Consider the following 25,641-nt stretch of genomic DNA (forward strand, 5'->3'; position numbering starts at 1 on the left):
CAGAATTTTCTGAACCTTTTTAGTATGTATTAAGAGATATAGTCTTTTGCTCTTTCTAATGCTTTTGGAATTCCACCAGGATTTTTACCACCAGCGGTTGCAAAGAAATTTTGTCCACCACCACCACCGTGGATTAGTTTCCCTAACTCTCTAACTACTTTACCAGCATCGTAGCCTTTTTCATTAGCTAATTCTTTAGAAATATAACACGTTAACATTGCCTTTTCAGCAGAAGGAGCCGTAGCAAATACCACAAATAAATTGTTAACTTCTCCTCCTAACTCAAATAATAAGTTTTTAATGCTGTTAGGATCTAAATCTACTTTAGTTGCTAAAAACTGAACTCCATTTACCTCTTGTAATTGGTTTTTAAGTTCGCCTTTCATGTTTTTAGCTTTGTCTTTTAATAGTTGCTCAACTTGCTTTTTTAAAGCTGTATTTTCATCTTGTAAACTACTTACCGATTTAGCAACATCTTTAGGGTTTTTTAATAATTGTTTTACTGCATCGTAGTTACGCTCAACATCTTCAAAATAATCACCAACAGCTACATTCGTAATAGCTTCAATTCTTCTGATTCCAGCAGCAACAGCACCTTCTGATTTTATTTTGAAATACCAAATATCACCTGTCTGTTGTACATGTGTTCCACCACATAACTCCATTGATTGTCCAAAGCGGATAGTACGAACACTATCACCATACTTTTCACCAAATAAAGCTACGGCTCCTTCGTCAATAGCTTGTTGCATCGGTATATTTCTTTGCTCTTGTAATGGAAGATTTTCACGAATACGAGCATTTACGAATTCCTCAACAGCCTCTAATTGATCATTGTCTACTTTAGAGAAGTGAGAAAAGTCAAAACGTAAATAATCAGGACTAACCAACGAACCTTTTTGTTCTACATGATCTCCTAAAATAGTACGTAAAGCTTGGTGTAATAAGTGAGTAGCCGAGTGATTACTAGCCGCTAAACTTCTATGTTCTTTATTTACAACAGCCTTAAAAGTTTCGTTTAAGTTTTTAGGTAAATTCTTAGCAAAATGAATGATAACATTGTTCTCTTTTTTGGTGTCAAGCACATAAATAATATCACCATTAGGAGATTCAATATATCCTTTGTCACCAATCTGTCCACCACCTTCTGGATAAAAAGGAGTCATGTTGAATACCAGTTGATATTGGTCGCCACCTTTTTTAGTACTAACTTTTCTGTAGCGAGTTAATCTTACATTAGTAGTTAATATATCGTATCCGATAAACTCTTCAACATCGTCGTCTAATAAAGTAACCCAATCACCCGTTTCACTTGCAGAAGCTGCACGTGAACGCTCTTTTTGAGCTTTCATGCCCGCATTAAATTCTTCTTCATTAATTTCATACCCCTTTTCACGAGCAATTAACTGCGTTAAATCTAAAGGGAATCCATAGGTGTCATATAATTCAAAAGCACGTTTACCAGATACAGTTTTACCATTAGTAGTCGCAATAACTTGGTCTAATAATAATAACCCTTGATCTAATGTGCGTAAGAAAGAAGTTTCTTCTTCTTTAATTACATTATGTACTAAAGTATTTTGTTTTCTAATTTCAGGGAATGCACTTCCCATTTGGTATGCTAAAGTCTCTACTAACTTATAAATAAAAGGCTCTTTCTGGTTTAAGAAAGTAAAACCATAACGAATAGCACGACGTAAAATTCTACGTATTACATAACCTGCACCATTATTACTTGGTAATTGACCGTCTGCAATAGCAAAAGCAACAGCACGAACGTGGTCGGCAATTACACGAATAGCAATGTCAATTTTTTCATCTTTACCGTATTTAGATCCAGTAATTGTTCCTATCTCACGAATTAAAGGAGTAAAAACATCAGTGTCGTAATTAGATTGAACACCTTGTAAAACCATACATAAACGTTCAAACCCCATACCAGTATCAATATGTTTTGCAGGAAGATCTACTAAAGTACCATTAGCTTTGCGGTTGTACTGCATAAAAACTAAGTTCCAAATCTCTACAACCTGAGGATGGTCTTCATTCACTAATGATTTTCCATCAATCTTAGCTTTTTCTTCTGCAGAACGAATATCAACATGAATTTCGGAACACGGACCACATGGACCTTGTTCACCCATTTCCCAAAAGTTATCTTTTTTGTTACCCATTAAGATACGGTCTTCAGAAATGTACTGCTTCCAAATATCATATGCTTCTTGATCCATTTTTGTACCATCACTTTCATCACCTTCAAATACAGTTACGTACAAAATGTCTTTGTCTACTTTATAAACTTCAGTCAGTAATTCCCAAGCCCAAGCAATAGCTTCTTTCTTAAAATAATCACCAAAACTCCAATTACCTAGCATCTCAAACATGGTATGGTGGTAAGTATCGTAACCAACTTCTTCTAAATCGTTGTGTTTACCAGAAACACGTAAACATTTTTGACTATCAGAAATCCTATTATTTTTAGGAGTAGAGTTTCCTAAGAAAAATTCTTTAAATGGAACCATACCAGCGTTGGTAAACATTAAAGTTGGGTCATTCTTTAACACCATAGGTGCTGAAGGAACTATTTCGTGTTGTTTTGATTTAAAATAATCTAAAAATTTAGCTCTAATATCTTGAGATTTCATACAACTCTGGGTATCTGGATTTTGTTAAAAAATATTTAAAAAACTACTTCTAAAAAGAAGTTTTAAAAGATTTTGTAAATTTGTGAGTTTTCAAATTGTACATCCCCTCAAAGGATGCTTAATTTAAAAAGCACAAAAATAGTACATTTAGGATTATGGCAAAAGTAAAATATTATTATGACCCAGACACTTTATCATATAGAAAGATAGAGGTTAGGAGAAGTGAAAAGTATAAAAAAACTTTTTTTGGATTACTTAGTTTTTTATTGATTGCTTTTTTTGGTTTTATAGGCTTTAGTCAGTTTTTAATGTCTCCAAAAGAGCGAGCTCAAAAGAGAGAATTAGAAAACTTAAAATTACATTATGAGTTACTTTCAAAAAAGATGGAAGAAAGTGCTGAAATCTTAACCGATTTACAAAAAAGAGATAATAATATTTACCGAACTTATTTTGAGGCAAGCCCAATACCAGAGGAGCAAAGAAAAGCAGGTTTTGGTGGTGTAAATAGATATAAACATTTAGATGGTTTTGATAACAGTTCTATGGTGAAAAAGGTAACCAAAGAGTTAGATATTTTATCAAAACAAATGGTAGTGCAATCAAAGTCGTTAGATGAGATTGTTGATTTAGCAAAAGAAAAAGAGAAAATGTTGGCTTCAATACCAGCTGTTCAGCCTGTAAAAAATCAAGATTTAAAAAGAATGGCATCGGGTTATGGTATGCGTTTACATCCTATATTAAAGTCATGGCGTATGCATAACGGTATGGACTTTACAGCGCCAACCGGGACTCCTATTTTTGCGTCAGGAAACGGTATTGTTAAAAAAGCACATAGAAGTTCTACTTTTGGTAAAGTGGTTTATATAAATCATGGATATGGTTACGAAACTATTTATGCTCACATGAGTAAAATCCTTGCTAAAAGAGGACAGAAAATAAAACGTGGTGATTTAATAGGTTATGTTGGAAACACAGGGCGTTCTGCAGCACCACATTTACATTATGAAGTACATAAAAATGGTAGACCTGTAAACCCTATTTACTATTATTATGGAGATTTAACTCCAGAAGAGTTTGCTGCAATGCAAAAAGCTTCACAACAAAAAGGTCAGTCGTATGACTAAACACATAATAAGCTGTGAAAAATGTATGTAGACTTACCCGATAAACGATATTATAGAATAGGTGAAGTCGCTAAAGCTTTTGGGGTAAATAGTTCACTCATCAGATTTTGGGATAAAGAATTTGAAATAATTAATCCTAAAAAAAACGCCAAAGGAGATCGGTTGTTTACACAAGAAGATGTAAAAAATTTTAAAATTATTTACAACCTAGTAAAAGAAAGGGGATTTACTTTAGATGGAGCAAAACAAAAGCTAAAGAAAAACCCAGAAGGAGTCTTAAATAATCAGGAAATTATTAGTAGATTAGAAACTGTAAAAGCAGAATTAATAAAAATCAAAAATCAATTATAATTACAAAAAATCAAAAATTATGAAAAAATGGTTAGTGCCTTTAATTATTATAGGAGTTCTAGTATTTGGAATTTATTCATGGGCAAAAGGATTTTATAATACAGCAGTAACATACCAAGAAGATGCTAAAACTACATGGTCTAATGTAGAGAGTTCTTACCAACGAAGAAACGACTTAATTGGTAACTTAGTTAAAACTGTACAAGGAGCAGCCGATTTTGAAAAAAGCACGTTAACAGACGTAATTAATGCAAGAGCAAAAGCAACCTCAGTAAATATAAATGCAGGAGATTTAACGCCAGAGAAAATGGCACAATTTCAACAAGCACAAACAGGGTTAAGCGGAGCTTTATCTAAATTATTAGTGTCTGTAGAGCGTTATCCAGATATCAAAGCAAACAAAAACTTCTTAGAATTACAAAGTCAGTTAGAAGGAACAGAAAACAGAATTAACGTAGCACGTGACCGTTACAACGAAGCTGTAAATTTATACAACAAGCACATTAAAATGTTCCCTGGGAATATGCTTGCAGGTATGTTTAATTTAACAGAAATGACGCGTTACAAATCAGATGCAGGTTCAGAGAATGCTCCTGATGTAGATTTTAAATTCTAACAATATATGTCTAACGTAGAAGATTTTCTTACTGCCAAAGAAGAAGAGGAAATCGTTCAAGCTATTAGGCAAGCAGAACGAAATACTTCTGGTGAAATTCGTGTACATATAGAGAGAACTACTGAAGGTTCTCACTATGACCGAGCACTAGAAGTATTTCAAACGCTTAAAATGTTTAATACCCAGCAACGAAACGGTGTGTTGTTGTACATCGCTGTTGACGATCATACATTTGTGATTTTCGGCGATGAAGGTATTAACAACGTGGTTCCCGATAACTTTTGGGAAACAACCAAAGAAGCCATCCAAAACCAATTTAAACAAGGAGATTTTAAACAAGGAATTATAGATGGTGTGCTAAAAGCAGGAAAAGAATTACAAGCTCACTTCCCATGGACTACAGATGATGAAAATGAGTTAAGCAACGAAATATCAAAAGGGTAAAACCTTCAGAGAAGGAAGAAATATGATAAAAAATATAATGTCATTACATAAAAGAACAAACAAGTTACAGAACGTAAAAGTTGTTCTTTTTTTTGTTGCACTTTTATGTGGACAGACTCTTTTTTCACAAGGATTTGAAATTCCAGAAACACCTAAAGAGCAAACAAGTGTTTACGATTATGTAAACCTTTTATCACCAAGTCAAAAAGCAAGTTTAGAAAATAAGCTAATTAAATATGCTGATACCACTTCAACACAAGTAGTGGTAGCAATTATAAGCTCTACACAAGGAGAAGAAATAGGGTATTTAGCTACGAATTGGGCTCATAAATGGAAGATAGGACAAGAAAAGGAAGACAACGGAGTATTTATGTTGTTGGCAAAAGACGATCATAAAATAACCATCCGAACAGGTTATGGAACCGAACACCTATTGACCGATTATGTTTCTCGACAAATTATAGAGTATGATATTATTCCTTATTTTAAGCAAGGTGACTATTACGCTGGGTTAAACAGTGGAGTAGATGCTGTTTTTAAGGTAATGAGTGGTGAGTATAAGGGAAGTAGAAAAGAATCTAAAGGAACCAACTTTGGGTTTATTATCTTTATCATCATTCTGGTAGTATTTTTTATCATTATTTCAAGCGGTAGTAAAGGAAACCGTGGTGGTGGAAGAGGCTACAGGAAATCAGATGTTGCAAGAGGTATTTTAGAAACCATTATTTTAAGCAACGCAGGAAGAGGCGGTTTTGGCGGAGGAAGCTTCGGTGGAGGATCGTCAGGAGGTTTTGGCGGCGGCGGTGGCTTCGGAGGAGGTTTCGGCGGCGGCGGCTTTGGCGGTGGTGGTGCTACTGGAGGTTGGTAGTAACTCCATTTATTTAGTAAAGGTTAGTTAACGTTAAAGCAATGTTGAAATAGTACTTATGCAGGGAAATTAAATGACCCTTACGTATGAAGACTAACATTAAAAGAAGAAGCTTTTTAAGAAACTCATTATTAGCAACTGGAGGACTACTTTTAGTCCCTAATTTTATTAGTTGTAAAGATGATGATATTGATGAATTACCAATTCCAGATAACTTAGCAGAGAAAAATTTTGAGCAAGGCGTTGCTAGTTTTGATCCTACAAACTCACAAGTTATTATTTGGACTCGTTATAACACCAAACAAACTTCGGCAACCTTAATTTGGCAAATAGCAAAAGACAAAAATTTTAAAGATGTTGTTCGTCAAGCAGAAGTAACTACTGATGCTTCAAGAGACTTTACTGTAGCTGTTGAAATTAAAGATTTAGACGCAGGACAAAAATTATACTACCGTTTTGTAAGTGCTGACGATAAAGCAACATCACCAGTAGGAGAAACCCTAACGTTTAGCGAATCAATAAACGAAGTAAAATTAGCAGTAGCATCTTGTGCAAACTTTGCTTACGGTTACTTTAACGTGTATGAAGAGATAAAAAAATCTGATGCAGATGTTGTCATCCATTTAGGAGATTATATCTATGAGTATGGCGAGAACACTTACGGTTCGTTTAGAACACCTGAGCCTAAAGGAGAAATTATTTCGTTAGATGATTATCGTACTCGTTACCGTCAATATCGTTCAGACGAGCAATTAAAAGAGTTACATAGAAGAAAACCTTTTGTCTGTGTTTGGGACGATCATGAAGTAGCAAACGATACGTATAAAGACGGAGCTGAAAACCATCAAGAAGATGAAGGAAGCTTTACTTCAAGAAAACAAAGTGCGTTAAAAGCATACAGCGAATACTTACCTAACATGACGAATCTTGTAGATAATTCAATTATTTACAGAAACTTGAAAATTGGAAGTTTGGTAGATTTAATTATGTTAGATACGCGTATTATTGGAAGAGATAAGCAGCTAGAGTATTCAGCATTTTACGGTGAAAATGGAGCATTTGATTCAGCAGCTTTTCAACAAGCATGGTTAAATCCGCAACGTACACTTTTAGGAATTACCCAATTAGGATGGTTAGAAAGTGAACTAGCAGCTAGTAACAGTACATGGCAAATTATAGGACAGCAAGTTTTAATGGGAAAAATGTTAATTCCTGCTGAACTATTAACACTCTTAGCAAAACTATTGGCAGAAGTATCTGCTACTGGATCAGCAAGTGAAGAAACGTTTAATCTATTTAAAACTTCTATTACAGAGTTGGTAACGATTAAAACAAGAGCTTTACAAAACGATCCTACTTTAACAGCAGAAGAGAAAGCAAGAATAGAAACAGTATTACCATATAACTTAGATGCTTGGGATGGTTATTTTATGGAAAGAGAACGTATTTTAGCGAGCTTTAAAAGTAAAAATGTAGTAGTACTAGCAGGAGATACTCACAATGCGTGGTATAGCGATTTAAAAGATAATTCTGGAGAAAAAGTAGCGGTAGAGGTAGCTACAAGCTCAGTATCGTCACCAGGATTAGAAACTTACTTAGGAGCGTCTGCAACAGATTTAGAAGCTGCATTAGGCTTGTTAATAGACGATTTACAATACGGTAATTTATCTCAAAGAGGATATATGAAACTTACAGTAACAGCGGCAGGTATACAAACCGATTGGAACTTTGTTGATACTGTTACCAATAAAACCTATTCAAATAGTATAGGGAAAACAGTAACCTTATAATTATATATTATAATAACATATCAAAGGCTCCTGAGTTATTCAGGAGCTTTTTAATGATAAACTATAAAAGAGTTATTAATTCGCTATTTTTACTGTTATAAATTTCTAATATGAAAAAGATATTATTCTCTTTATTAAGTGCTTTGCTGATTACCAGTTGTACCAATTACGGGCAATTGAAATTAGTGTCCTATCTATCAGAAGATTTAAAGGAAGTTTCTGGTGTAGAGAAAAGTCAAGACTCAAATATGTTATGGATGCATAACGATAGTGGTAATGCAGCGGAAGTGTTTGGGATTAGTACACAAGGAAAAATCTTACAAAAACGAATACTTGAGGTGAAAAATCACGATTGGGAGGATATAACTTCTGATAATGAGGGAAATATATACATCGCCGACTTTGGAAATAATAATAACAAAAGAAAGAACTTGGTAATTCTTAAAGTTAAACAAGAAAATTTGTTAAATGGAGATAATGTTGAGGTGGAAAAAATACAGTTTTCGTATCCTAATCAAACCAAGTTTCCGCCTAAAAAGAAAGACCGTTTTTTTGATGCAGAGTCTTTAATTTATAAAGATGGGTTTCTCTACATTTTTACGAAAAGTAGGGTTAAGAATAAGCAAGGAAAAACAATGCTGTATAAAATCCCAGCAACAAAAGGTGATTATACTGCGAAATACATTTCTGAGTATACAAATTGCGATGCTATACATTGCGCAATTACAGCAGCAGCGATATCTCCTGATAAACAAAAAGTGGTTTTATTGACACACAAATCGGTATTAGTATTTACTAATTTTAACGGAGACGATTTTTTTAGCGGAGACGTAAAAGAATATACATTCAACCATATTTCTCAAAAAGAAGGTGTTACTTTTAAAGACAATTCAACCTTATTTATAACAGATGAAGCCGCTAAAGGAGGAAACAGTAAGCTATATGAATTTGTAATAAAAGATTAAAGAAATCAGTTACCAAAGCTATGTGCAATGATAACTGAAAAAGGGGAGGGGAATTGTATATTTTTAAATACTTACACGTAATCTATTTGCCTAGAATAACCTGCATTTATAGCTAATAATATAGAATCTTCTCTGCTAAAACTAAACGGAATAACAGAGCTTAAAGGCTCTTCAAGCTTCTCTTCTATTGTTTGTTTAGATAGTATCAATGCGTGTTCTACTAATTGATGGTATTCAGTTATAAAGTATTTTTTAGGTAAGTTTTCAAACTTAGCAACATCAAAGTCATAAAATGTGGTTTTTGTAACGGCTTTGTATTCTTGGTCGTTATGTACAAACAAATAGGTAAGATCAACATGAATAGTAGTGTTAGCCCCTTCAGGATCATCTGGCCAATTATAAATTAAAAGATAGGCTCCATCAATACTAACTTTTGGTTTAGATATTTTTTCAACTTTTTCAAAACTCGTTAAATCACAAGATCCTGATGTAATAACTGTTTCTATAGTTTCAATTGTACTCATTAGTATAATTTAATTTTTTAGTCAAATATCTTAGAAATTAGGTGTTTGCTTTTTGGTGTTTTATAATCGTATACTATCATTTTATAAACGTTTTGTTAAAGTGCTGGATATGGAGGTGAAATGAAAATATATAATTATTTTAGTTGGCTAATTAATTACGAAAAATGCCATTGTTTAAGAAGAGTTATTTTATATATATTGTATGCACTTATTTTATTTTTACCGCCTGTACGAGAGATAATGTAGATAAAGACTTACAAGAATATTTATTTACTATTGATAGTATTTCTCAACAAAAACCAAAAGAAGGGCTAAGAAAAATAGATAGTTTACTAGAGAAGAAACAAAACTCTAAAAACAGGGCTTTGTTATTGTTTAGTAAAGGAGAACTATTTTACTTGAATGATAAGTTAATAGAGGCAAAAAATATACACTTAGAGACCTACAGGCTATTTACAAAACTAAAAGACGATTATAATAAAGGAAGAAGCTTAATAACACTAAGTGCTGCTTGTATAAAGCTAAACGAATTAGAAGATGCTCAAAAGTATGCGCTAGAGGCTTTAGAAATAGGCGAGAAAATAGAGAATAGCAGACTACAAGGAAAGGCAAATAACCAGTTATTTAATCTTCATTTTATATTAAAAGACTACAAAAAAGCATTGTTTTATATAAAAAGGTCTGAGAAATTGTTCACTGATCCAAACGATCCTAACTCAATCATAGCAATTAAAAGTAATATTGCAGGGGTTTATTTAAAGTTAAAAGAATATAACAAAGCCTTAGAACAATTTTCAGAAGCATTGGCTTTAGGTAAATCTGCTAAAGATCCAAAAACTATAGTAAGCGTCTTTAATAACATTGGGTATACATACTTAGAAGTAAAACGCTTTGAAGAGTCGGAGAAGTTTTTAAGAGGAGCAGCAAAGCTTAACCAAAAAATTAAAACAATTAACGGAGCTCCATACAAAGGTTTAGGAACCCTTTTTTTGGTAACCAATAAACTAGATTCGGCAGAGGTGAATTACAACAAAGCAATGTCAATCTATAAAAGTAAAAATAACCTTTCAGAAGAATTAGAAATACGAGATAAGTTAATCTCAATAGCAATTCTTAAAAAGCAGTATCAAAAAGCATTGAATCATCAAATAATACGAGACAGTATAGAAGTGGTAAAGAGTAAAAAGCAAAATCAAAAACTGCTTCATTTTGCTAATGTGAACTATAAAATTAAAGAAAAAGAAATAGCATTAACCCATCAAAAAGAAATAAACAAACAAAATTGGTGGTTGGGAATTAGTGTAATTGTATCGTTGGTACTTATTTTAATTATAGCATTGTTTTTTGGATATAATAATAAGCTAAGGGCGGCTAATAAAGCTTCAAAATTAGAACAACGTTTACTAAGAGCTCAAATGAATCCTCATTTTATATTCAATACCTTAGCGGCAATTCAAAATATAACTTTAGAAGGAAACCCAGTAAAATCTTCAAACTATATAGCTAAGTTTTCAAAACTGATTAGACAAAATTTTGATTATGTTAGAAAAGAAGAAATTAGTTTAGAAAAAGAACTAACCATGATATCTAATTATATAGATACACAACAACTTCGATTCAATAACAGTTTTAGCTATCATATAAATATTTCTGAAAACTGTAATACAAAAGAATTAAATGTGCCACCAATGTTGTTGCAACCTTTTGTTGAAAACGCTATTGAATATGGTTTGAAAGAAAAGAAATCAGGAGGAACATTGAACTTAAACATCCATAAAACGGCACAAGAACTCTTTTTTGAAATTAAAGATAACGGGGTTGGGAGAAAGCGAAAAAATAGTCAAGAAAAAATAGCAAAAGATTTACACGCTACTGATATTTTTATAGAAAGATTACAGATAAGAAACAAAGGAGAGGAAAAATCTTTTACCATAGAAGATTTGCAGGATGATGAAGGTAATCCTTCGGGAACAAAAGTTGTATTTAAATTAAAGTTATAAAATGATAAAAGCTGCTATAATAGAAGATGAGTTTAATGCATTAAACACATTAACAAAGCTGTTGCAATACACGCAAAAAGATATAGAAATTGTGGCTAAAATTGATAATGTAGATGAAGCTATAGATTTTTTAAGCAACAATAACTTAGACTTGGTGTTTATAGATATTGAGTTGATTGGAGGAAATGCTTTTCAAATATTAGAAGCTTTAGAAACCATAAACTTTAAAATGATATTTACCACAGCTTATGATGAGTTTGCGATAAAAGCAATTAAGTTTGATACGGTAGATTATTTGCTAAAACCTATAGATACTGACGAATTAAACGCTTGCATTGAACGTTTTAGAACTGACTTTGAAAAGGAAAAAAAATATACCCAAGCACTAAGTAAAATTAGTGAGTTAGATAAGAAAGAAGCTCAAAAAACATTACTTATTAAAACTACCGAAGAGCAACATTTTTTACATGTAGATGATATTGTACGCTGCCAATCAGATGGAAGTTATACGCTTTTTTACACTACAGATAAAAAAATAATGAGCGCTAGAAACCTAAAGTATTATGAAAACATTTTAAGCACACATGCTTTTGCTAGGGTACACCAATCTCATTTAATTAATATAAAATATTTAGCCTCTGTAAGTGCCAACACAGTTAAGTTATCTAGTGGAGAAAACATTCCGCTATCATCAAGAAAGAAAACATACTTAAAACAGTTTCTAGAGAATTTTAATACGAATACAAAATAAAAAGTAACACATACAAAACTCATTAAAAGTGTATATGAGTTCCATGTAGATTTGAGGTAAATAATTGAAAGTAACCTTAAAAAAAACAATCAAATGGGACTTAAAGAAAAAAGATTTACGAAAACTTTTCAAGAAGAAAAATATCCTGCATTAAAAGAACAAATAAACAATGCAGCTGGTTTTGACGTAACAATAGATGTTGAGTGGGATACCATGTTTGAAGATAAATTTTTGCATTTATACGAAGACAGTTATCCTAAAATTTACTTCCAACCACTTATCAATGCTTTTGCAGCCATTGCAACTGATGATATGGGAAAAGAGGCATTAGCAGAATCGTTAAAGAAGGTAGTGATTACCAATAAAGACGATCATCATAATCCTTCACGTGCTTACACCTTTGAAGAAGGAGTTTTACAAGTAAACCATAGCCCGATTTTAAACGCAGATCAAGTTGAAGATAGAACAGATGTACTTGTTGATTTATTAGAAAACAACTTATAGTCTAGTAATCTATAACAAAAAAATTGCTATGGAAACAGATTATATCAATCAATTTAAAGCACAGTCGCCAGCTGCTATAATTCAAAACATGTTTAGTGAAAAGAAACAGTTAAAAGTTGCTTTATCATTAAAGAATGGAATCTACTTAGAAGGGTTTGTAATTGATATTACAAAAGAAGAATACCAAACATTTGTATGTATGAGAACCGAAGAACAAGAAGTGTTGTTTTTCGACCTCCAAGATGTATCTACTTTACGAATCAAACAGCCTAAAAAAATGGCAGTTTCTTTATCAAAAGGAAGCATTAGTCGTCCGTTAGGAGAAGAGCCTATCAGTACTTTACAATTAAGAAGATGGACTCTTGAGCAAGAATCGTTGTTAGAAACAACCATCAACTTATCATTCGAAAAGTTAGAATTACAAGAAGCTAATGCTCGATTAAATTGTAAAGATGCTATTACAAGTTTATTAAAAGCAAAACAACTAATAGTAGAGGATGAAATGGGGTTAGTAGCATGGAAAGAAATAAAAACTGTCGCTATTTCTAACACAGAAAAATTGTTAGTAAGCAAAGAAGGAAGTGTATTAAAAATTGGTATTGAAATTACTAAAGCACTGCCAAAAGAGTTAGAGAGTCTTTTTGTTGAAAAGATAGAAAAAATATTGTAGAATAATAAAATTATTAAAAAATGGGTCTTAAAGAAAAAAGAGCAGTTCAAACATTTAAAAGCGAATCATTTCCATCATTAGAATCGGAAATAAATAATAAAGCAGGATTTAACGTATCATTAAACATAGCGTGGGATACATTGGTAGAAGATAAGTTTTCTCACCTATACAATGATACGTTTCCAAAAATATATTTTCAACCGTTAATAGAAGCTATCAAAGCAGTTAACATTGATGAAATTGGAGGGGAGTTGCTAAAAAATGGATTAAAAGAAGTAAAGATTGTTAATGAAAACAACGAGCATAATTTAGAAAGAGCAATCACTTTTGTAGATGGGGTATTAACCATTAATCACAGCCCAATTATGAATGCTGACAAAGTGGAAGAAAAAACGGAAAGAATTGTACATCTTTTAGAAACTCATTTAGAAGAATTTTCAGAAAGTGAAGCTAGTGTTGAAAGTACAGAAAACCCAAATAATATAGTAGGAGGAAAGGTAGATAATACTGTAAAGTTAAGCTTACCTCAGTTACACAATCAATATGTAGCCTTAGCTTTTGAAAAGCAAGACAACCTAGCTGATATTGTTGAAGGTTTACCTTGGAATTGTGATATGCTTCAAGGTACGGTAACTTACGGTGATCTTACCTTTAAAATGCAGGTATTGGGGACGTATTCTCATAATGAACAATCTTGGCTATGGGCTTGGGCAAATAAACAAAGTGGTATTCCAGAACAATTTTTAGAAGCTTCGTTAGAAATGAAAGCTCTTGGTGAACGACATGGAATAGAAGATTTACTATCATCAAAAATAGAAACAGAACACGATCCTGGTCATTATTTCTCATTTGTAGCAACTGGGATAAATCAGGCAAGTTGTTATGCACCATTAACTTTTAAAGGACTTACAGTGTATGTATTGTTGTATACTGATGTGGTAGATGAAAAGGAAATAAACATTCCAGCTTTAATCTGTTCACACTTCTCTAAAACAACTACTCGAATGGATTTTGAACATAAACATGCATTATTCTGTTATTTAGTTCAAAAAGGATATGAGGTTGAAGTTTCAGGAAATAATATAGTTGCTAAAAAAGGAGATGATCAAATTTTAGGAATTTTTGACTTGAAAGGAAGATTATTAAAATTGTCTAACTCAACAGTTCCAGTAGGAGCTTAAAAAAGAAATAGTATGTATCAATCTACCACATTATCAGAATTAGAAAAAGAGCATCAAGAAGCCTTAACACAGGCGCAAAATAAAATGATGGAAGATTTGAATCTTGCCCAACAGAATGGCGACAACGATTTAATCCATCAAGCAAGTGTTCATTTTCAAAATATAGCTAAAGAATTAGCAGAACAATACACAAAACGTATTGAAGAGATTAACGAGTTAAATCTTAAAAATGTAACAGAAAACATTCAGGAGGTATATGACAATTCCAGAGCAGATATTGATTTAAATGCGCTGGTGTATGATGGAGATCGTGATTATGTTTTAGAGTTTCAAGAAGAAGAACTAATCCAAAAAACGCTAGAAAGAATAAAAGAGAACAACCCAGTTTTCAAGTCTAGAAGACACTTGTTAAAATCAAGTTTACGTTTAACAAAAATGTTAGCACCAGTACTTCATGAAATTGGAGAGCATTGTAAAGAGGTTTTAAAACTGAAAGCTGATATTGAGTTTTTCGTGTACCAAAACGATAAATTCAATGCATCATGTTACCCGCCAGACGAAGATAAATTATATATCATTTTAACTTCAGGAATTTTAGAGCGTTTTACAAAAGATGAGTTAGCTTTTGTTATTGGTCATGAAATAGGACATGTTTTATTCGAGCATTTTAACTATCCAGTAAAACATATTTTAGATGAAGGAGCAAACGATTTAGCTCCAATTCATGCAATGAAATTATATGCGTGGAATCGTAATGCTGAAATTAGTGCTGATAGAGCAGGATTGTTATGTTGTAATAGCTTTGAAGCAGCAGCAAGAACATTTTTCAAGCTATCTTCAGGTGTAACTTCTGATTCTTTAGATTTTAAATTAACTGAGTACATCAATCAATTCTCAGATTTAGAAGAAGTATTAAATGATGATACTCATGATCCGTCAGACTGGTATAGTAGCCATCCATTTAGTCCGCTACGAATTAAAGCGCTAGAGTTGTTTAATAAGAGTAAAACGTACGAATTATTTAATCCTGAGATTAATGGAGAAATAACAGAAGAAGCAATGGAACTGGAAATACAACGAATTATGTCGTTAATGGAACCAGAAGACTTAGGAAACGAAACTGAGCATTCAGAAAAAATTCAGCGCTTTATGTTCTTAGGTGGTTATATGATTTCAAAGGCAGATGGTGTTGTGGATGATTCTGAAATTCAAGCGTTAAGTAGTGTTGTGTCACCATCGGTTTTTGCTCAATGTATGTTAACCATTAAAGGATTAACAGAACAAGACATTATTGATGAAATCATGGCGTTAGCTAAAGAGTTGGATATTGTAATTTCTGTAATGCAAAAATTAAATATTCTAAGAGATTTATCTATTATTTCTTATGCTGATGGAAGCATAGACACTTCAGAAATTGAGGTACTATACAACTTAGCAAAACAATTATATATAAAAACTGAGTTTATCGATAGAATAATCAGTGATGCCCAAGGCGTTGATTAACAATATGATTTTTGTTTACCATGCTAGCCAAACTATACGTATTAACCGTGTATGGTTTGGCTTATTTTATAGATTAAAAGTGCCCATCCAACAATTAGTAGTAAACCACCTAAAGGAGTAATCGGGCCTAAAAACTTCATTTTTTTACCTTTTGCATCCGATAATACTAAACCATATATGCTAAAGGAAAACAGTATAATTCCAATTACAAAAGCGTAATATATTGCCGAATTAGGTACTTTAAAATAACTTCCAATAAATAATAAAACGAGTGCATGATACATTTGATATTTTACACCCGTTTCAAACGATTTTAGCTGTTCGTTAGATAAAACTTTTTGTAAAGCATGTGCTCCAAAAGCACCAAATATTACAGCAAGCATACCAAATAAAGCTCCTGTAATTAATACAATTTGTTGTGTCATATTTTAAAAATTAAAACCAATACTTAAAGCAACTCTATCTTCTTGTGAGTTTCCTTTGAAGTATGAAATATTTGCAGTGAATAAGTCAATTCCGCTTAACCAAAAAGAACCACCATAACTAGTATGCCATTTCTTTGAATTAGGTGAATAAGGAGACCACACACGACCGTAATCAAACCCGCCAGTAACACCAACTTTTATAGGGATAATTCCTGTGCGAATGCGACCAAAACGCAAACGTAAGTCATTACTATGGTAAAAGCTTTCGGTTCCAGAAAAACGTTCTCTGTTAAAACCACGTAAACTGCGATCACCACCTAAAGTAGCCGATTGGTAAATTTCAAAGCGGTTTCCTACATTAATTTGAGTTCCCACTTCAGAAGCAAAAACTAACGAACGATTAAATACTAGGTTTTGGTACATAGCTAAAGAACTTTTAATATAACCAAAACGTCTGTCAAAGTTTTCTGCGTTAGCTTTAGCTCCAACCGCTAAATCGAAATTCATCCCTTTGGTAGGGAAACTTCTATTGTCTACACGGTTGTGATTAAAGTTAAACTCACCACCCCAAAAATAATTAGTATCAAAAATAGCTGTAGGCTGGTTATCAAAATTATTGATAAATCGATTAGGAGTGTCTTCAACTTCTATCGACTCAATAATTCCTGAAATTTTAAAAATGCTTCCACCTCGTAATCTTTTTAATAACGAAGGAGAAAAACTAATTTCTTCTTTTTTAACACGGTAATAATCTAAATCAAAACTATGATCGTAAATACTTTCGTTACCCCATCCAAAGAAATTAAAAGAATAATTATCACTAGTAGCTTTAGCACGCAAATGTAAGCTCCAATTACCAATTAGCTCGGTAAATTCACCATTGTACTCTAAATCATATCCACCAGTTGCAGAGTAATAGTTTGCTGCTAAAATATGTTGACTTGCAAATGGATGTTTTTTGAATCCTTGCTGAGTGTGAATTACAGAAGCACCAAAAAAGAAACCGTCATCTGGGTTGCTACCTAAGCTAGGAAAAATAATGGTTGTATTGTTGTTAATGTCATGTGCATCGTAGGTATTTTTTAAATAACTATCAGAACGTAAATCTGCAGTTTCAGAACTTGGGTTTATGGTGTTTTTCTTTGATTTAAAGTCGTAAATTTTAGTTTTCTTGCCCCAACCAGCAACTGATGATTTGTCGATGTACACATCGTGATTTTGACCTCCAATAATTCTTAACAAAATTCCATCATGTACATCACCAGAAATTAAAAATTCATCATCTCCATTTAAACCATAAATCTGTATTTCTTTAGTTTCTTTTGTTTTGAAAACACGGTTATAGATTTCATTTTCTTTTCTAAAAACAACAACACTAGTTTCCTCACCATTTAAACGTTTGATGATAAATTTATCATCTTTATCAGTACCAACTACATGTACAACTTTATTTAGTTTGGTGTAGTAACGTTTAGCAATTTCTTTTAATTTATCTCTTCTAGCCTTAATTTTAGCAATGGTTTCTTTTCCATCAATATCGTAAATAGCCTTTGGTAATTGTTGAATTGATTTTTCAATTACTTCATCGGTTAAATGTTGTTGAATATATTCAACTTGTTTATTCCAATCATCTAAAGTTAATTGATTTAAAAAAGCAGCATCAAAAAAGCGAGCGTAATTGTTGTACCATTTCATGTTTTTGATGTCGTTATCAAAAGTTTGCATATTTCTTACTAAGGGGGCAAATTGCTGAAAAAGTGGAATCATAACTCCATCAAACTTAGAAAAAGGTTGATCTCTATCTCTAGGAATAGGACGATAATACTTTTTACCGTCTTTGGTTTTAAAAGAAGCCCAACGCCATTGGTCTTCGTGTCTATCCCAGTCACCAATTACCATATCAAACAAACGCGAGCGAACTACCCACTCTTGATCAATTGAGTGTTTGCTATTTTTTCTAATTTTTTCTAACACATCAAATGTGCTAACAATATCATCTGAATTTCCAAAGTTGTCTAGTTCACTACGGTCTCCAGCAGGTCGTTCTTCTAATAAGTATAACTGTCCTCCAAAGATGTCGTTATGTTTTCCTAAAGCAGGTTGTTTAGGCATGTAATATAGCTTTGGATTGGTATGATAAATATTTACGGCTTCTGCCATATCAGGAAGTACAAAAGCAGCATATGGATGCGACATGGTAAAAATATCTTGAACCACATCAACTAAAAACGTTCCTTTTAAAATACCTCCCATAATACGGCTTCCGTCTTTTACCATTGAACGTAAAACATACTGTTTACCTTCAGGATTTTCTAATCGTAACGAATTTGTTTGATTACCACCTCCTCGTCGAATAGGAGTTAATCCTCCAAAAACATTTTCTAATTCTAGTACAGGAACTTTTACTGTTTTTCCGTACTTGTCTCTGTTTAAATCTCCCCACATAAATTTATGAAAACCACTAACATCAGTAGCTTCAGGAGGGTAAATTGAGGTTTCTACAAATTTCTTGTGTTCTTCGTACTCAGGAAAACTTGAATAGGTTTTTGTTTGTTTTGGTTTTACAATTTCTTTACTGAATAAAAGTTTGTGACCATCTTTGGTATTGGCAGCATAGTATTCAATAATTGCTGAACCATCTTTGTAGTAATTTAATTTAGCATATCCATGATTACCATAGGTAAATTGACCTCCATAACCAACTAAAGCAGCTGATTGCTTTGAACCCGAACCGCTAATTACTTGTTTAAATCCGTCTTGTTCTATGTATTGTAAGTTGTGATCGTGACCAGAAACGAATACAACATTGTCTGTAAAATCATCAGATACTGTTTGTATTTGAGAAACAAAGTCACTATAACTTTTATTAAAAATATCGGTTTGTATACCTACATGTGAACGTAACACATTTTTTAAAGTACCTAAAACAGGTAGTGGACTCATGTGGTCTTTTACAGAAAAACTTCCTCCATGTGGACCATTACTATATAGTGGATGATGTACAGCTACTACAACATTTTTATATCTATTCTTTTTAAATAAACTAGATACTTCTTGTATAAAATGCTCACGAGTTTTAATATCGCAGTTATCGTTCATTTTAGGTTCTTTATCCCAGTCCATAATAAACCAACGACTATCAATAAGAATTAGAGTAAGGTCATCGTTAATTTTTATTTTATCTAACCCGCACCCACCTTCAGGTAAAAAAGAGTCCTTACCTAAAGCTTTTTCTATCATTTTTTCTTGACGCTTTAAACCATCAACACCATTATACCAGTCGTGATTTCCAGGGATAAAAATTGTTTTTCCTTTAAAGTCTTGCAAAGCATCAATTTGTGTTTGTAAGCGATGTTCAGCTAAGGCTCTATCTTTATGTTTTTTACTTGGTATTCCGTATGGGTATATATTGTCTCCTAAAAATATGGTGGTAGCATTTTTAGTTGCTTTAGCTAACTTTTCTTGAAAATATTTTAGAGTAGGGGTAGTCTGTCCCATTTCGGCATTACCAGCATCTCCAATTAAATAAAAGGAGTGTACCAATTCTTTATTTGTTTGAATTGTTTTTGGAGAAGTCTTATCTGCGTACTTAGCTTTATAGGATGCGCAACCACTAACTATAAAAGCTATAGTTAGGTACATGCAAAACTTGGTTAAGTTCATGTTCAGTTTTTTTGGTTATGTAAAAATAAGGCTTTTTAAGCTAAAATTACTGCCTTAGTAAGCGCTGATAGTCTTCAGGAGTATCAATGTCTATCAAGTTTTGAGATGAGTTTACTTTAATAACATCATCGTTATGTTGTAATAGAAAATTCTTAGCTCCTTTATCACCTTGTAAGTTCAGTAAATTATTAAAATAGTCCTTTGGAAAAACAGCAGGAACTCCAACGCTACCTTGGTAATTGGAAGCAATTATTTTAGAAGGATTGTTTTTTGAAGTTTTAACCAACCTATTTAAACACTGAAAAGTAATGTGAGGTTGATCTGCGAGCATTATTAAAGCATAGTCAAAGTTATGTTTTTGTAAGAAATCAATTCCAATTACTATACTAGAGCTTAAACCGTTTTGATAATTTGGATTGTAAATTGTTTCAACAGCACTCGTTTTAAGCTCCTTTTCAATAGTTTCTTTATTAGCTCCTAATACGCAAAACACATTTTCTACAACTGATTTTTGTGCTTGCTTAATTGTCCATTTCAGTAGCGTAGTGTTTTTGTAAGGAAGTAATTGTTTTATTTTTCCCATTCGGGAAGCATTCCCTGCAGCTAATATGAGAATTGCTGTTTTTTGCATCATATTTAATTATGGATTCGCCCAGTAATCTTTTTTAGAGAAAATACTTCCTTGTTTCGAATAACTGATAATATTTCTGCTAAGATTGATAATGCAATTTCTTCAGGAGTTTCAGCTCCAATATTTAAACCAGCAGGAGTATGAATTTTATCTAAAAAATCATCAGTAATATCGGGTGAAAATTCAAATAGTTCGTTAAATAGTTTTTCTCGTCGTTTAGCAGCACCTAAAATACCAATGTAAACAGGGTTTTGCTCTTGTAATTTAATCAACCAACGTAAATCGTATGTAAAATTATGATTCATAATAACAACTGCAGTATTGTTATTTACATGAGAAAGCTGAATTACTTCTGGAGTTTGCGCAACTACCGATTTAGCACTTGGAAAATCGGCTAACTCTTTTGGATCTTTTATGGAGGTAACTACATCAACTTCCCACCCTAATTGAGTAGCTTGTGCACAAAGTTTCACAGCATCATGCTCTCCACCAATAATAAGCAGGCGAAATAGTGGTTGTAAGGTTTGTTTAAAAGTAGTTAACTGGTCTGTTTTTTCAGAATAAAAATCTTTGTTGAAAGAAAATCTTTGTTGGTTGTTAAATTGAATTATAGAACCGAAATTCCCGTATGCTTCATCTTCTTTTAGAAAGAATGATGTAATGTTATACGACTCTCTTTGAATATTGTTTTCTGAGAAAGCTTCAATAAAATAAGTTGAAAGATTAAAAGGTTCTAAAAGAATATATAATATTCCTTCGCAACCTAAACGATAACGCCCATCATAGGTTATTACCTTAGGTTTGTTATTTTCAAAAACCGATTGAGCTCTACGTTGTACTTCTTTTTCAACACAGCCCCCACTAATAGCTCCAATTATTTTTCCGTCAGAAGAAAGTAACATTCTAACTCCTGGTTTTCTATAAGAAGAGCCGTCTAAACCTACAACCGTTGCTAAAACATTCTGTAAGCCTTGTTGTTGATTTATGGTGGCTTGTCTTATGATTTCTTTAAGTTCGTGTGTCATTTTGTGTAAAAAAACTCTTTTAAAAATACACTTTTTTATCACTTTATTAAAAATTAATACTGGTTAATAATTTATTATTTTAGCAAAAACCTTTTTCATGAATAGTTTGATACAAGAAACAGAGCAGTTTGTAATTGATTTACTAAGTGAGAAATTAGATAAAAACTTTGTATATCATAATATAGCTCACACGCAACGAGTGGTTGAAAAATCACTTGAGTTAATAGAAGGGGAAAGCTTTTCAGAAGAACAACAACAAGTTTTAACGCTATCGGCGTGGTTTCATGATGTTGGGTATACAGTTAATCCTGAAAGTCATGAAGAGGAGAGTATAAAAATAGCTGTTGATTTCTTAAAAAATAAAGAAGTTAAAGAAGGTGTTATTGATGAAGTGTCTAAATTAATAGCTTCAACTAAAATGGGAGCTAAACCTGTAACTGAGTTAGAAAAGGTTTTGAGAGATGCTGATTGTTCTCACGTAGGAAGCAAAAATTATGCTGATTTTAATGAATTATTGCGTAAGGAAAGAGAGTTAGTATGTAGGAAAAAAATCAAAGATGTTGAGTGGGATGATTCCAATATTGAGTTTTTAACGAAACATCGTTTTTATACAAGTAAGGCGTCTAAGCTTTGGGAAAAACAAAAAAGTAAAAATATAGCTCAACTTTTAAAGAGAAAACAAAAACAGGCACAAGAAGCTGCTAAATTGAAACAAAAAAAGGAAGAGTTAGCGTACAAAAAAAATAAGATAGAACTACCTGAGAGAGGTATTGAAACTATGTTTCGTGTAGCGCTTCGTAATCATATTACGTTAAGTGATATTGCAGACACGAAGGCAAATATTTTGTTGTCGGTAAACGCAATTATTATATCGATGACATTGTCAACGTTAATTCCAAAGTTAGATAATCCGTCAAATCATTATTTGATAACACCTACCATAATTTTTGTGTTTTTTACTGTGGTATCAATAGTGCTATCGATTTTAGCAACTAGACCAAATGTTACAGAAGGAAAGTTTAGAAAGGAAGATGTGGCTAACAAAAAAGTAAATCTATTGTTCTTTGGGAATTTTCATCAAATGAAGTTACCAGATTTTGAATGGGCAATGAGTGAAATGATGCAAGATCGTGATTATTTATACGGATCACTTACCAAAGATTTATATTTCTTAGGATTGGTTTTAAACAGAAAATATAAGTTATTACGAATTACCTATACCGTTTTTATGATTGGTATTTTAGTAAGCGTAATAGCTTTTGCATTTGCATTTTATATGCAAGAAAAAGCATCTAAAGTAGTAGATGTAGTTTCAATGTTGTTATAGTAATTTACTTGAATTCTTGGATAAGCTCATCAATAGTCATTGTTTTTTGAGTATCAAAATCTTTGTGGTAAATGACTTCTGCACGTAATGCTTTTAAGCCTGAAACCCCTTGTAAATCTTCAATATCTAACTTTTCTACGTCACCTAGTAATTTTTTAGATTGTAAGTATTTAATGTACTTGTAATATTCTTCAGCATCTTTGTCTTGAGAATATACAATTGCTATTTTACCAGGAACAGTCAATCGTTCTTCGGTTCCTTTTATATGAGCTTTGTCAATACGTTTTTTAATTATTTCGTAACGAATATTGTAGGCGCCATCAACGTCAAACTGTTTTTCATCCATTCTGAACTTTATAGCCAATGGATTACTGTGTACTAAAACCAATGAGGCTACTCTAAGTTTATGCTCCATTTTTTCAGCAGCTTTTAAAGCTACATTTTCCATTTCACACATTACTTGTAGCTGCCATAATCTAAGATTATATAAGTATAAGTCGTCATATTTTTTCTCTTTTGTTAATGACTGACCTATGTACATGTTATACTCAACACCATCGGTTTTATAGCGTTCAAAATAATGAGGAAACATTTGTTGTGCTTCTTCTTGTCTGGCATCAATAAAAGACGCCAATTTATCATTTAGTAAAGTAACACTATCTTCATAAGCTTTACGTTTTTCGTATACTACTTGTAAGTTAGGGTCTAAACGATTAATATATGATTCCACCAAGGAGTTTAAATCCTTGTTAACCATTTTTATATGATTAAAAACAGGGTAGATTTCACGTTTTAAGAAGTCTAAAATAGCTATTTCATCACCAGCTTTTAATCCTTTTTTTACTTCTGATAAATATTCTTCAACTCTAAATCGTAATTCTTTATAAATAGGAAGGCTTTCAATTTTACAGGCCTCCAATAATACGGAAATAGCTAAAGAGAGTTGAGTGGTTAAATCTTCTTTAATAGCTGTGTTTCTAGCAACGGATGAACCTTTTATGTCTGATTGACCATACAAGGGGTGTACATCTGGAAAAATAATATTTTCAATCTTAACATTTTCTTTCACTTCAAATGATTCTCTGTGAAATCTTTCAGCAGCTTCATAAAAACGCCACTTTACAGTTGGGTGTATCGAAGTATAGTTTTCTTGAATTGTAGCTTCTAATATGTTTTGATGCTCTTCCGAAAAACGGTCAACCGCAATTTTAAATAGTGGAATTAAGTCTTGTAATTTGTTTTGATTGATAGAGTTTAGTTCAAAAGGTCTTGGTGAAGCGAATTCTATAATGGCTAAGCTTCCTTTAGTTGAAGCTTGTATTGGAACTAAAATAATGCTACCAATTTTTTTATCTTTTAAACGTTGGTAAAAACTTTTGTTGTCTGTTTGGTTACCGTATTTTTCTACATCAGAAATAGCAAGAGTTTCGTTGTTAATAAAAAGTTTTTCTAAAATATAATTACAAAAAATACAATCGCAAGAAACATCTTTTTCATAATTTAAAACAAGGCTTTCTTCCTTATTTATATGTGAAGAATTAAAGTTATTTGAATCGGTTTCAAAAATAGAAAACCCTAAGGATAAATCATTTATTCCAAAGAATCTACGAAATATTGCTTGTAGTGTGTGAACTAAGTCATCGTCTTTTTTTATAAGACTAGTTCTTATTTCTGAAATAATTTCATCGGTTGTTACATCAAATAAATTCATTATTCCAAACCCCTTAAAAATATATGACTCAGGAGGGAATTTTTCTTTCCAAACATCTATGTCATCAAAATTGTCAAGTAAAAATTTAATATCTTCTTCGGTTATTTTTGGAGCATTTTCGGTTGGATAAATTTCCATAAAGTCAGCATTAAAAGCTGCACGATATTTTTTTATAGTGTTGGTTGTTTTGTCAGGAATATCAAAATAAAAGGGGCGTTTTATGTCAATAGAGTAGTTATAGACATCGGTTAATATGATGCTACAAGCATACTTATACATTAAATCATTTTCAAAGTTACGTACTTTTAGTTCGTAGTCTTCTCCTGCATTTTGTAAAATTTTTTCAAATCGACTTGTGAACTTGAAAGATGTAAAAGTAAAGGGGATACTTACCGCTTTAATTTCATTCTCTAATAATAATTCAGGAAATAAGGGTTCTAGTAATAATTCAATAGTGTCCTTGTGCTTTTCTAATACAGATTCATCCGAAAAACCATCAATTAACTCAGGAGCTTTTTTTGCTTCTCGAACTATATTAATAGAAGACTGATGGTATGGATGTCTCTCATACTCTTTAGCGGCATATTTTTGAAATAGAGCAACAATTTTTTCAAAACTTATTTTAAGTTTAAAAGGAAGCTCTATATTTTGAATGTCTTTCGTTCGTCTTATGTTCATAGAGTAAAAAAAATGAATCAATACAAATTTACAAAATTGTAAGTAATCAGTCGTTTTTATTACTACTCCCTTTCAAAAAATAGTAGTTCTTGGAATATTAAAAGCTAATTATATAGGCTTTATAAATAATGTTTTATAGTTTTTATAATGCCAAATAAGCAAATAAAGATTTCCTAATACCATAATTGAGGCTATTATAGGTGTTCCTTGCATTTTTAAAGATAAAGAAATAAGAAAGATGTTTA

Annotated in this window: 21 protein-coding genes; 14 read left to right on the forward strand and 7 right to left on the reverse strand. The window is 32.1% G+C overall.

Going from position 1 to position 25,641, the window contains the following annotated elements; translation table 11 throughout:
- Nucleotides 1–29: 29 nt before the first annotated feature.
- Nucleotides 30–2,645 carry an alanine--tRNA ligase gene (gene alaS, locus ACQYZ7_RS05030; protein WP_430728674.1) on the reverse strand — a complete coding sequence of 872 codons (2,616 nt, stop codon included), beginning with the start codon at nt 2,643–2,645 and terminating at the stop codon, nt 30–32.
- Nucleotides 2,646–2,800: 155 nt separating this feature from the next.
- On the opposite strand from alaS, the gene ACQYZ7_RS05035 reads away from it, so the two are divergent.
- The 7 genes from ACQYZ7_RS05035 to ACQYZ7_RS05065 all read left to right on the forward strand — a co-directional run bounded on the left by ACQYZ7_RS05035 (nt 2,801) and on the right by ACQYZ7_RS05065 (nt 8,803).
- Complete coding sequence (locus tag ACQYZ7_RS05035) at nt 2,801–3,769, forward strand: M23 family metallopeptidase (RefSeq protein WP_430728675.1); 969 nt, start codon at nt 2,801–2,803, stop codon at nt 3,767–3,769.
- 21 nt (nt 3,770–3,790) lie between these two features.
- Entirely contained in the window at nt 3,791–4,120 is a 330-nt protein-coding gene (locus tag ACQYZ7_RS05040) for a MerR family transcriptional regulator (protein WP_430728676.1), read from the forward strand.
- A 19-nt stretch (nt 4,121–4,139) separates the two neighbouring features.
- Nucleotides 4,140–4,736 (forward strand): LemA family protein, encoded by a 597-nt coding sequence (locus ACQYZ7_RS05045; protein ID WP_430728677.1) that lies wholly within the window; start codon nt 4,140–4,142, stop codon nt 4,734–4,736.
- A gap of 6 nt (nt 4,737–4,742) precedes the next feature.
- A complete protein-coding gene (locus ACQYZ7_RS05050; RefSeq protein WP_430728678.1) occupies nt 4,743–5,180 on the forward strand; it encodes a TPM domain-containing protein in 438 nt (145 codons plus the stop codon).
- 37 nt (nt 5,181–5,217) lie between these two features.
- A complete protein-coding gene (locus ACQYZ7_RS05055) occupies nt 5,218–6,048 on the forward strand; it encodes a TPM domain-containing protein (RefSeq protein ID WP_430728679.1) in 831 nt (276 codons plus the stop codon).
- An 86-nt stretch (nt 6,049–6,134) separates the two neighbouring features.
- Nucleotides 6,135–7,838 carry an alkaline phosphatase D family protein gene (locus ACQYZ7_RS05060; RefSeq protein WP_430728680.1) on the forward strand — a complete coding sequence of 568 codons (1,704 nt, stop codon included), beginning with the start codon at nt 6,135–6,137 and terminating at the stop codon, nt 7,836–7,838.
- Between the two features lie 110 nt (nt 7,839–7,948).
- A complete protein-coding gene (locus ACQYZ7_RS05065; protein WP_430728681.1) occupies nt 7,949–8,803 on the forward strand; it encodes a hypothetical protein in 855 nt (284 codons plus the stop codon).
- 71 nt (nt 8,804–8,874) lie between these two features.
- On the opposite strand, the gene ACQYZ7_RS05070 is transcribed toward ACQYZ7_RS05065, so the two are convergent.
- The gene (locus ACQYZ7_RS05070; RefSeq protein WP_430728682.1) at nt 8,875–9,327 is read right to left on the reverse strand and encodes a hypothetical protein; all 453 of its coding nucleotides are present in this window, start codon (nt 9,325–9,327) and stop codon (nt 8,875–8,877) included.
- Between the two features lie 164 nt (nt 9,328–9,491).
- Here ACQYZ7_RS05070 and ACQYZ7_RS05075 point away from each other — a divergent pair, with 164 nt between their 5' ends.
- From ACQYZ7_RS05075 to ACQYZ7_RS05100, 6 genes are all read left to right on the forward strand, one after another.
- Entirely contained in the window at nt 9,492–11,327 is a 1,836-nt protein-coding gene (locus ACQYZ7_RS05075) for a tetratricopeptide repeat-containing sensor histidine kinase (RefSeq protein WP_430728683.1), read from the forward strand.
- Between the two features lies 1 nt (nt 11,328).
- Nucleotides 11,329–12,078, forward strand: coding sequence for a LytR/AlgR family response regulator transcription factor (locus tag ACQYZ7_RS05080; RefSeq protein ID WP_430728684.1), 750 nt, complete (start codon nt 11,329–11,331; stop codon nt 12,076–12,078).
- Between the two features lie 93 nt (nt 12,079–12,171).
- Nucleotides 12,172–12,582 carry a hypothetical protein gene (locus ACQYZ7_RS05085; RefSeq protein WP_430728685.1) on the forward strand — a complete coding sequence of 137 codons (411 nt, stop codon included), beginning with the start codon at nt 12,172–12,174 and terminating at the stop codon, nt 12,580–12,582.
- Between the two features lie 28 nt (nt 12,583–12,610).
- Nucleotides 12,611–13,252 (forward strand): hypothetical protein, encoded by a 642-nt coding sequence (locus tag ACQYZ7_RS05090; RefSeq protein WP_430728686.1) that lies wholly within the window; start codon nt 12,611–12,613, stop codon nt 13,250–13,252.
- A 20-nt stretch (nt 13,253–13,272) separates the two neighbouring features.
- A complete protein-coding gene (locus ACQYZ7_RS05095) occupies nt 13,273–14,433 on the forward strand; it encodes a DUF6882 domain-containing protein (RefSeq protein WP_430728687.1) in 1,161 nt (386 codons plus the stop codon).
- A 12-nt stretch (nt 14,434–14,445) separates the two neighbouring features.
- On the forward strand, nt 14,446–15,936 hold the full coding sequence (locus ACQYZ7_RS05100; RefSeq protein ID WP_430728688.1) for a M48 family metallopeptidase: 1,491 nt from the start codon (nt 14,446–14,448) through the stop codon (nt 15,934–15,936).
- 41 nt (nt 15,937–15,977) lie between these two features.
- Here the strand turns inward: ACQYZ7_RS05100 and ACQYZ7_RS05105 are convergent, their stop codons facing one another.
- The 4 genes from ACQYZ7_RS05105 to ACQYZ7_RS05120 are packed head-to-tail and all read right to left on the reverse strand — an operon-like array spanning nt 15,978 to nt 21,680.
- Entirely contained in the window at nt 15,978–16,361 is a 384-nt protein-coding gene (locus ACQYZ7_RS05105) for a DUF423 domain-containing protein (RefSeq protein ID WP_430728689.1), read from the reverse strand.
- Between the two features lie 3 nt (nt 16,362–16,364).
- Nucleotides 16,365–20,024, reverse strand: a complete 3,660-nt coding sequence (locus ACQYZ7_RS05110) for a ShlB/FhaC/HecB family hemolysin secretion/activation protein (RefSeq protein WP_430728690.1) — start codon at nt 20,022–20,024, stop codon at nt 16,365–16,367.
- A 46-nt stretch (nt 20,025–20,070) separates the two neighbouring features.
- On the reverse strand, nt 20,071–20,658 hold the full coding sequence (locus tag ACQYZ7_RS05115; protein WP_430728691.1) for a nucleotidyltransferase family protein: 588 nt from the start codon (nt 20,656–20,658) through the stop codon (nt 20,071–20,073).
- 2 nt (nt 20,659–20,660) lie between these two features.
- The gene (locus tag ACQYZ7_RS05120; protein WP_430728692.1) at nt 20,661–21,680 is read right to left on the reverse strand and encodes an XdhC family protein; all 1,020 of its coding nucleotides are present in this window, start codon (nt 21,678–21,680) and stop codon (nt 20,661–20,663) included.
- Nucleotides 21,681–21,777: 97 nt separating this feature from the next.
- Between ACQYZ7_RS05120 and ACQYZ7_RS05125 the strand changes: the two genes are divergently transcribed.
- On the forward strand, nt 21,778–23,007 hold the full coding sequence (locus tag ACQYZ7_RS05125; protein ID WP_430728693.1) for a Pycsar system effector family protein: 1,230 nt from the start codon (nt 21,778–21,780) through the stop codon (nt 23,005–23,007).
- A 4-nt stretch (nt 23,008–23,011) separates the two neighbouring features.
- On the opposite strand, the gene ACQYZ7_RS05130 is transcribed toward ACQYZ7_RS05125, so the two are convergent.
- Complete coding sequence (locus ACQYZ7_RS05130; protein ID WP_430728694.1) at nt 23,012–25,396, reverse strand: GAF domain-containing protein; 2,385 nt, start codon at nt 25,394–25,396, stop codon at nt 23,012–23,014.
- Between the last annotated feature and the right edge of the window lie 245 nt (nt 25,397–25,641).

Origin of the sequence: Tenacibaculum sp. SDUM215027 (assembly GCF_050566205.1) — a bacterium.
In the GTDB taxonomy this organism is placed as follows: Bacteria; Bacteroidota; Bacteroidia; order Flavobacteriales; family Flavobacteriaceae; genus Polaribacter.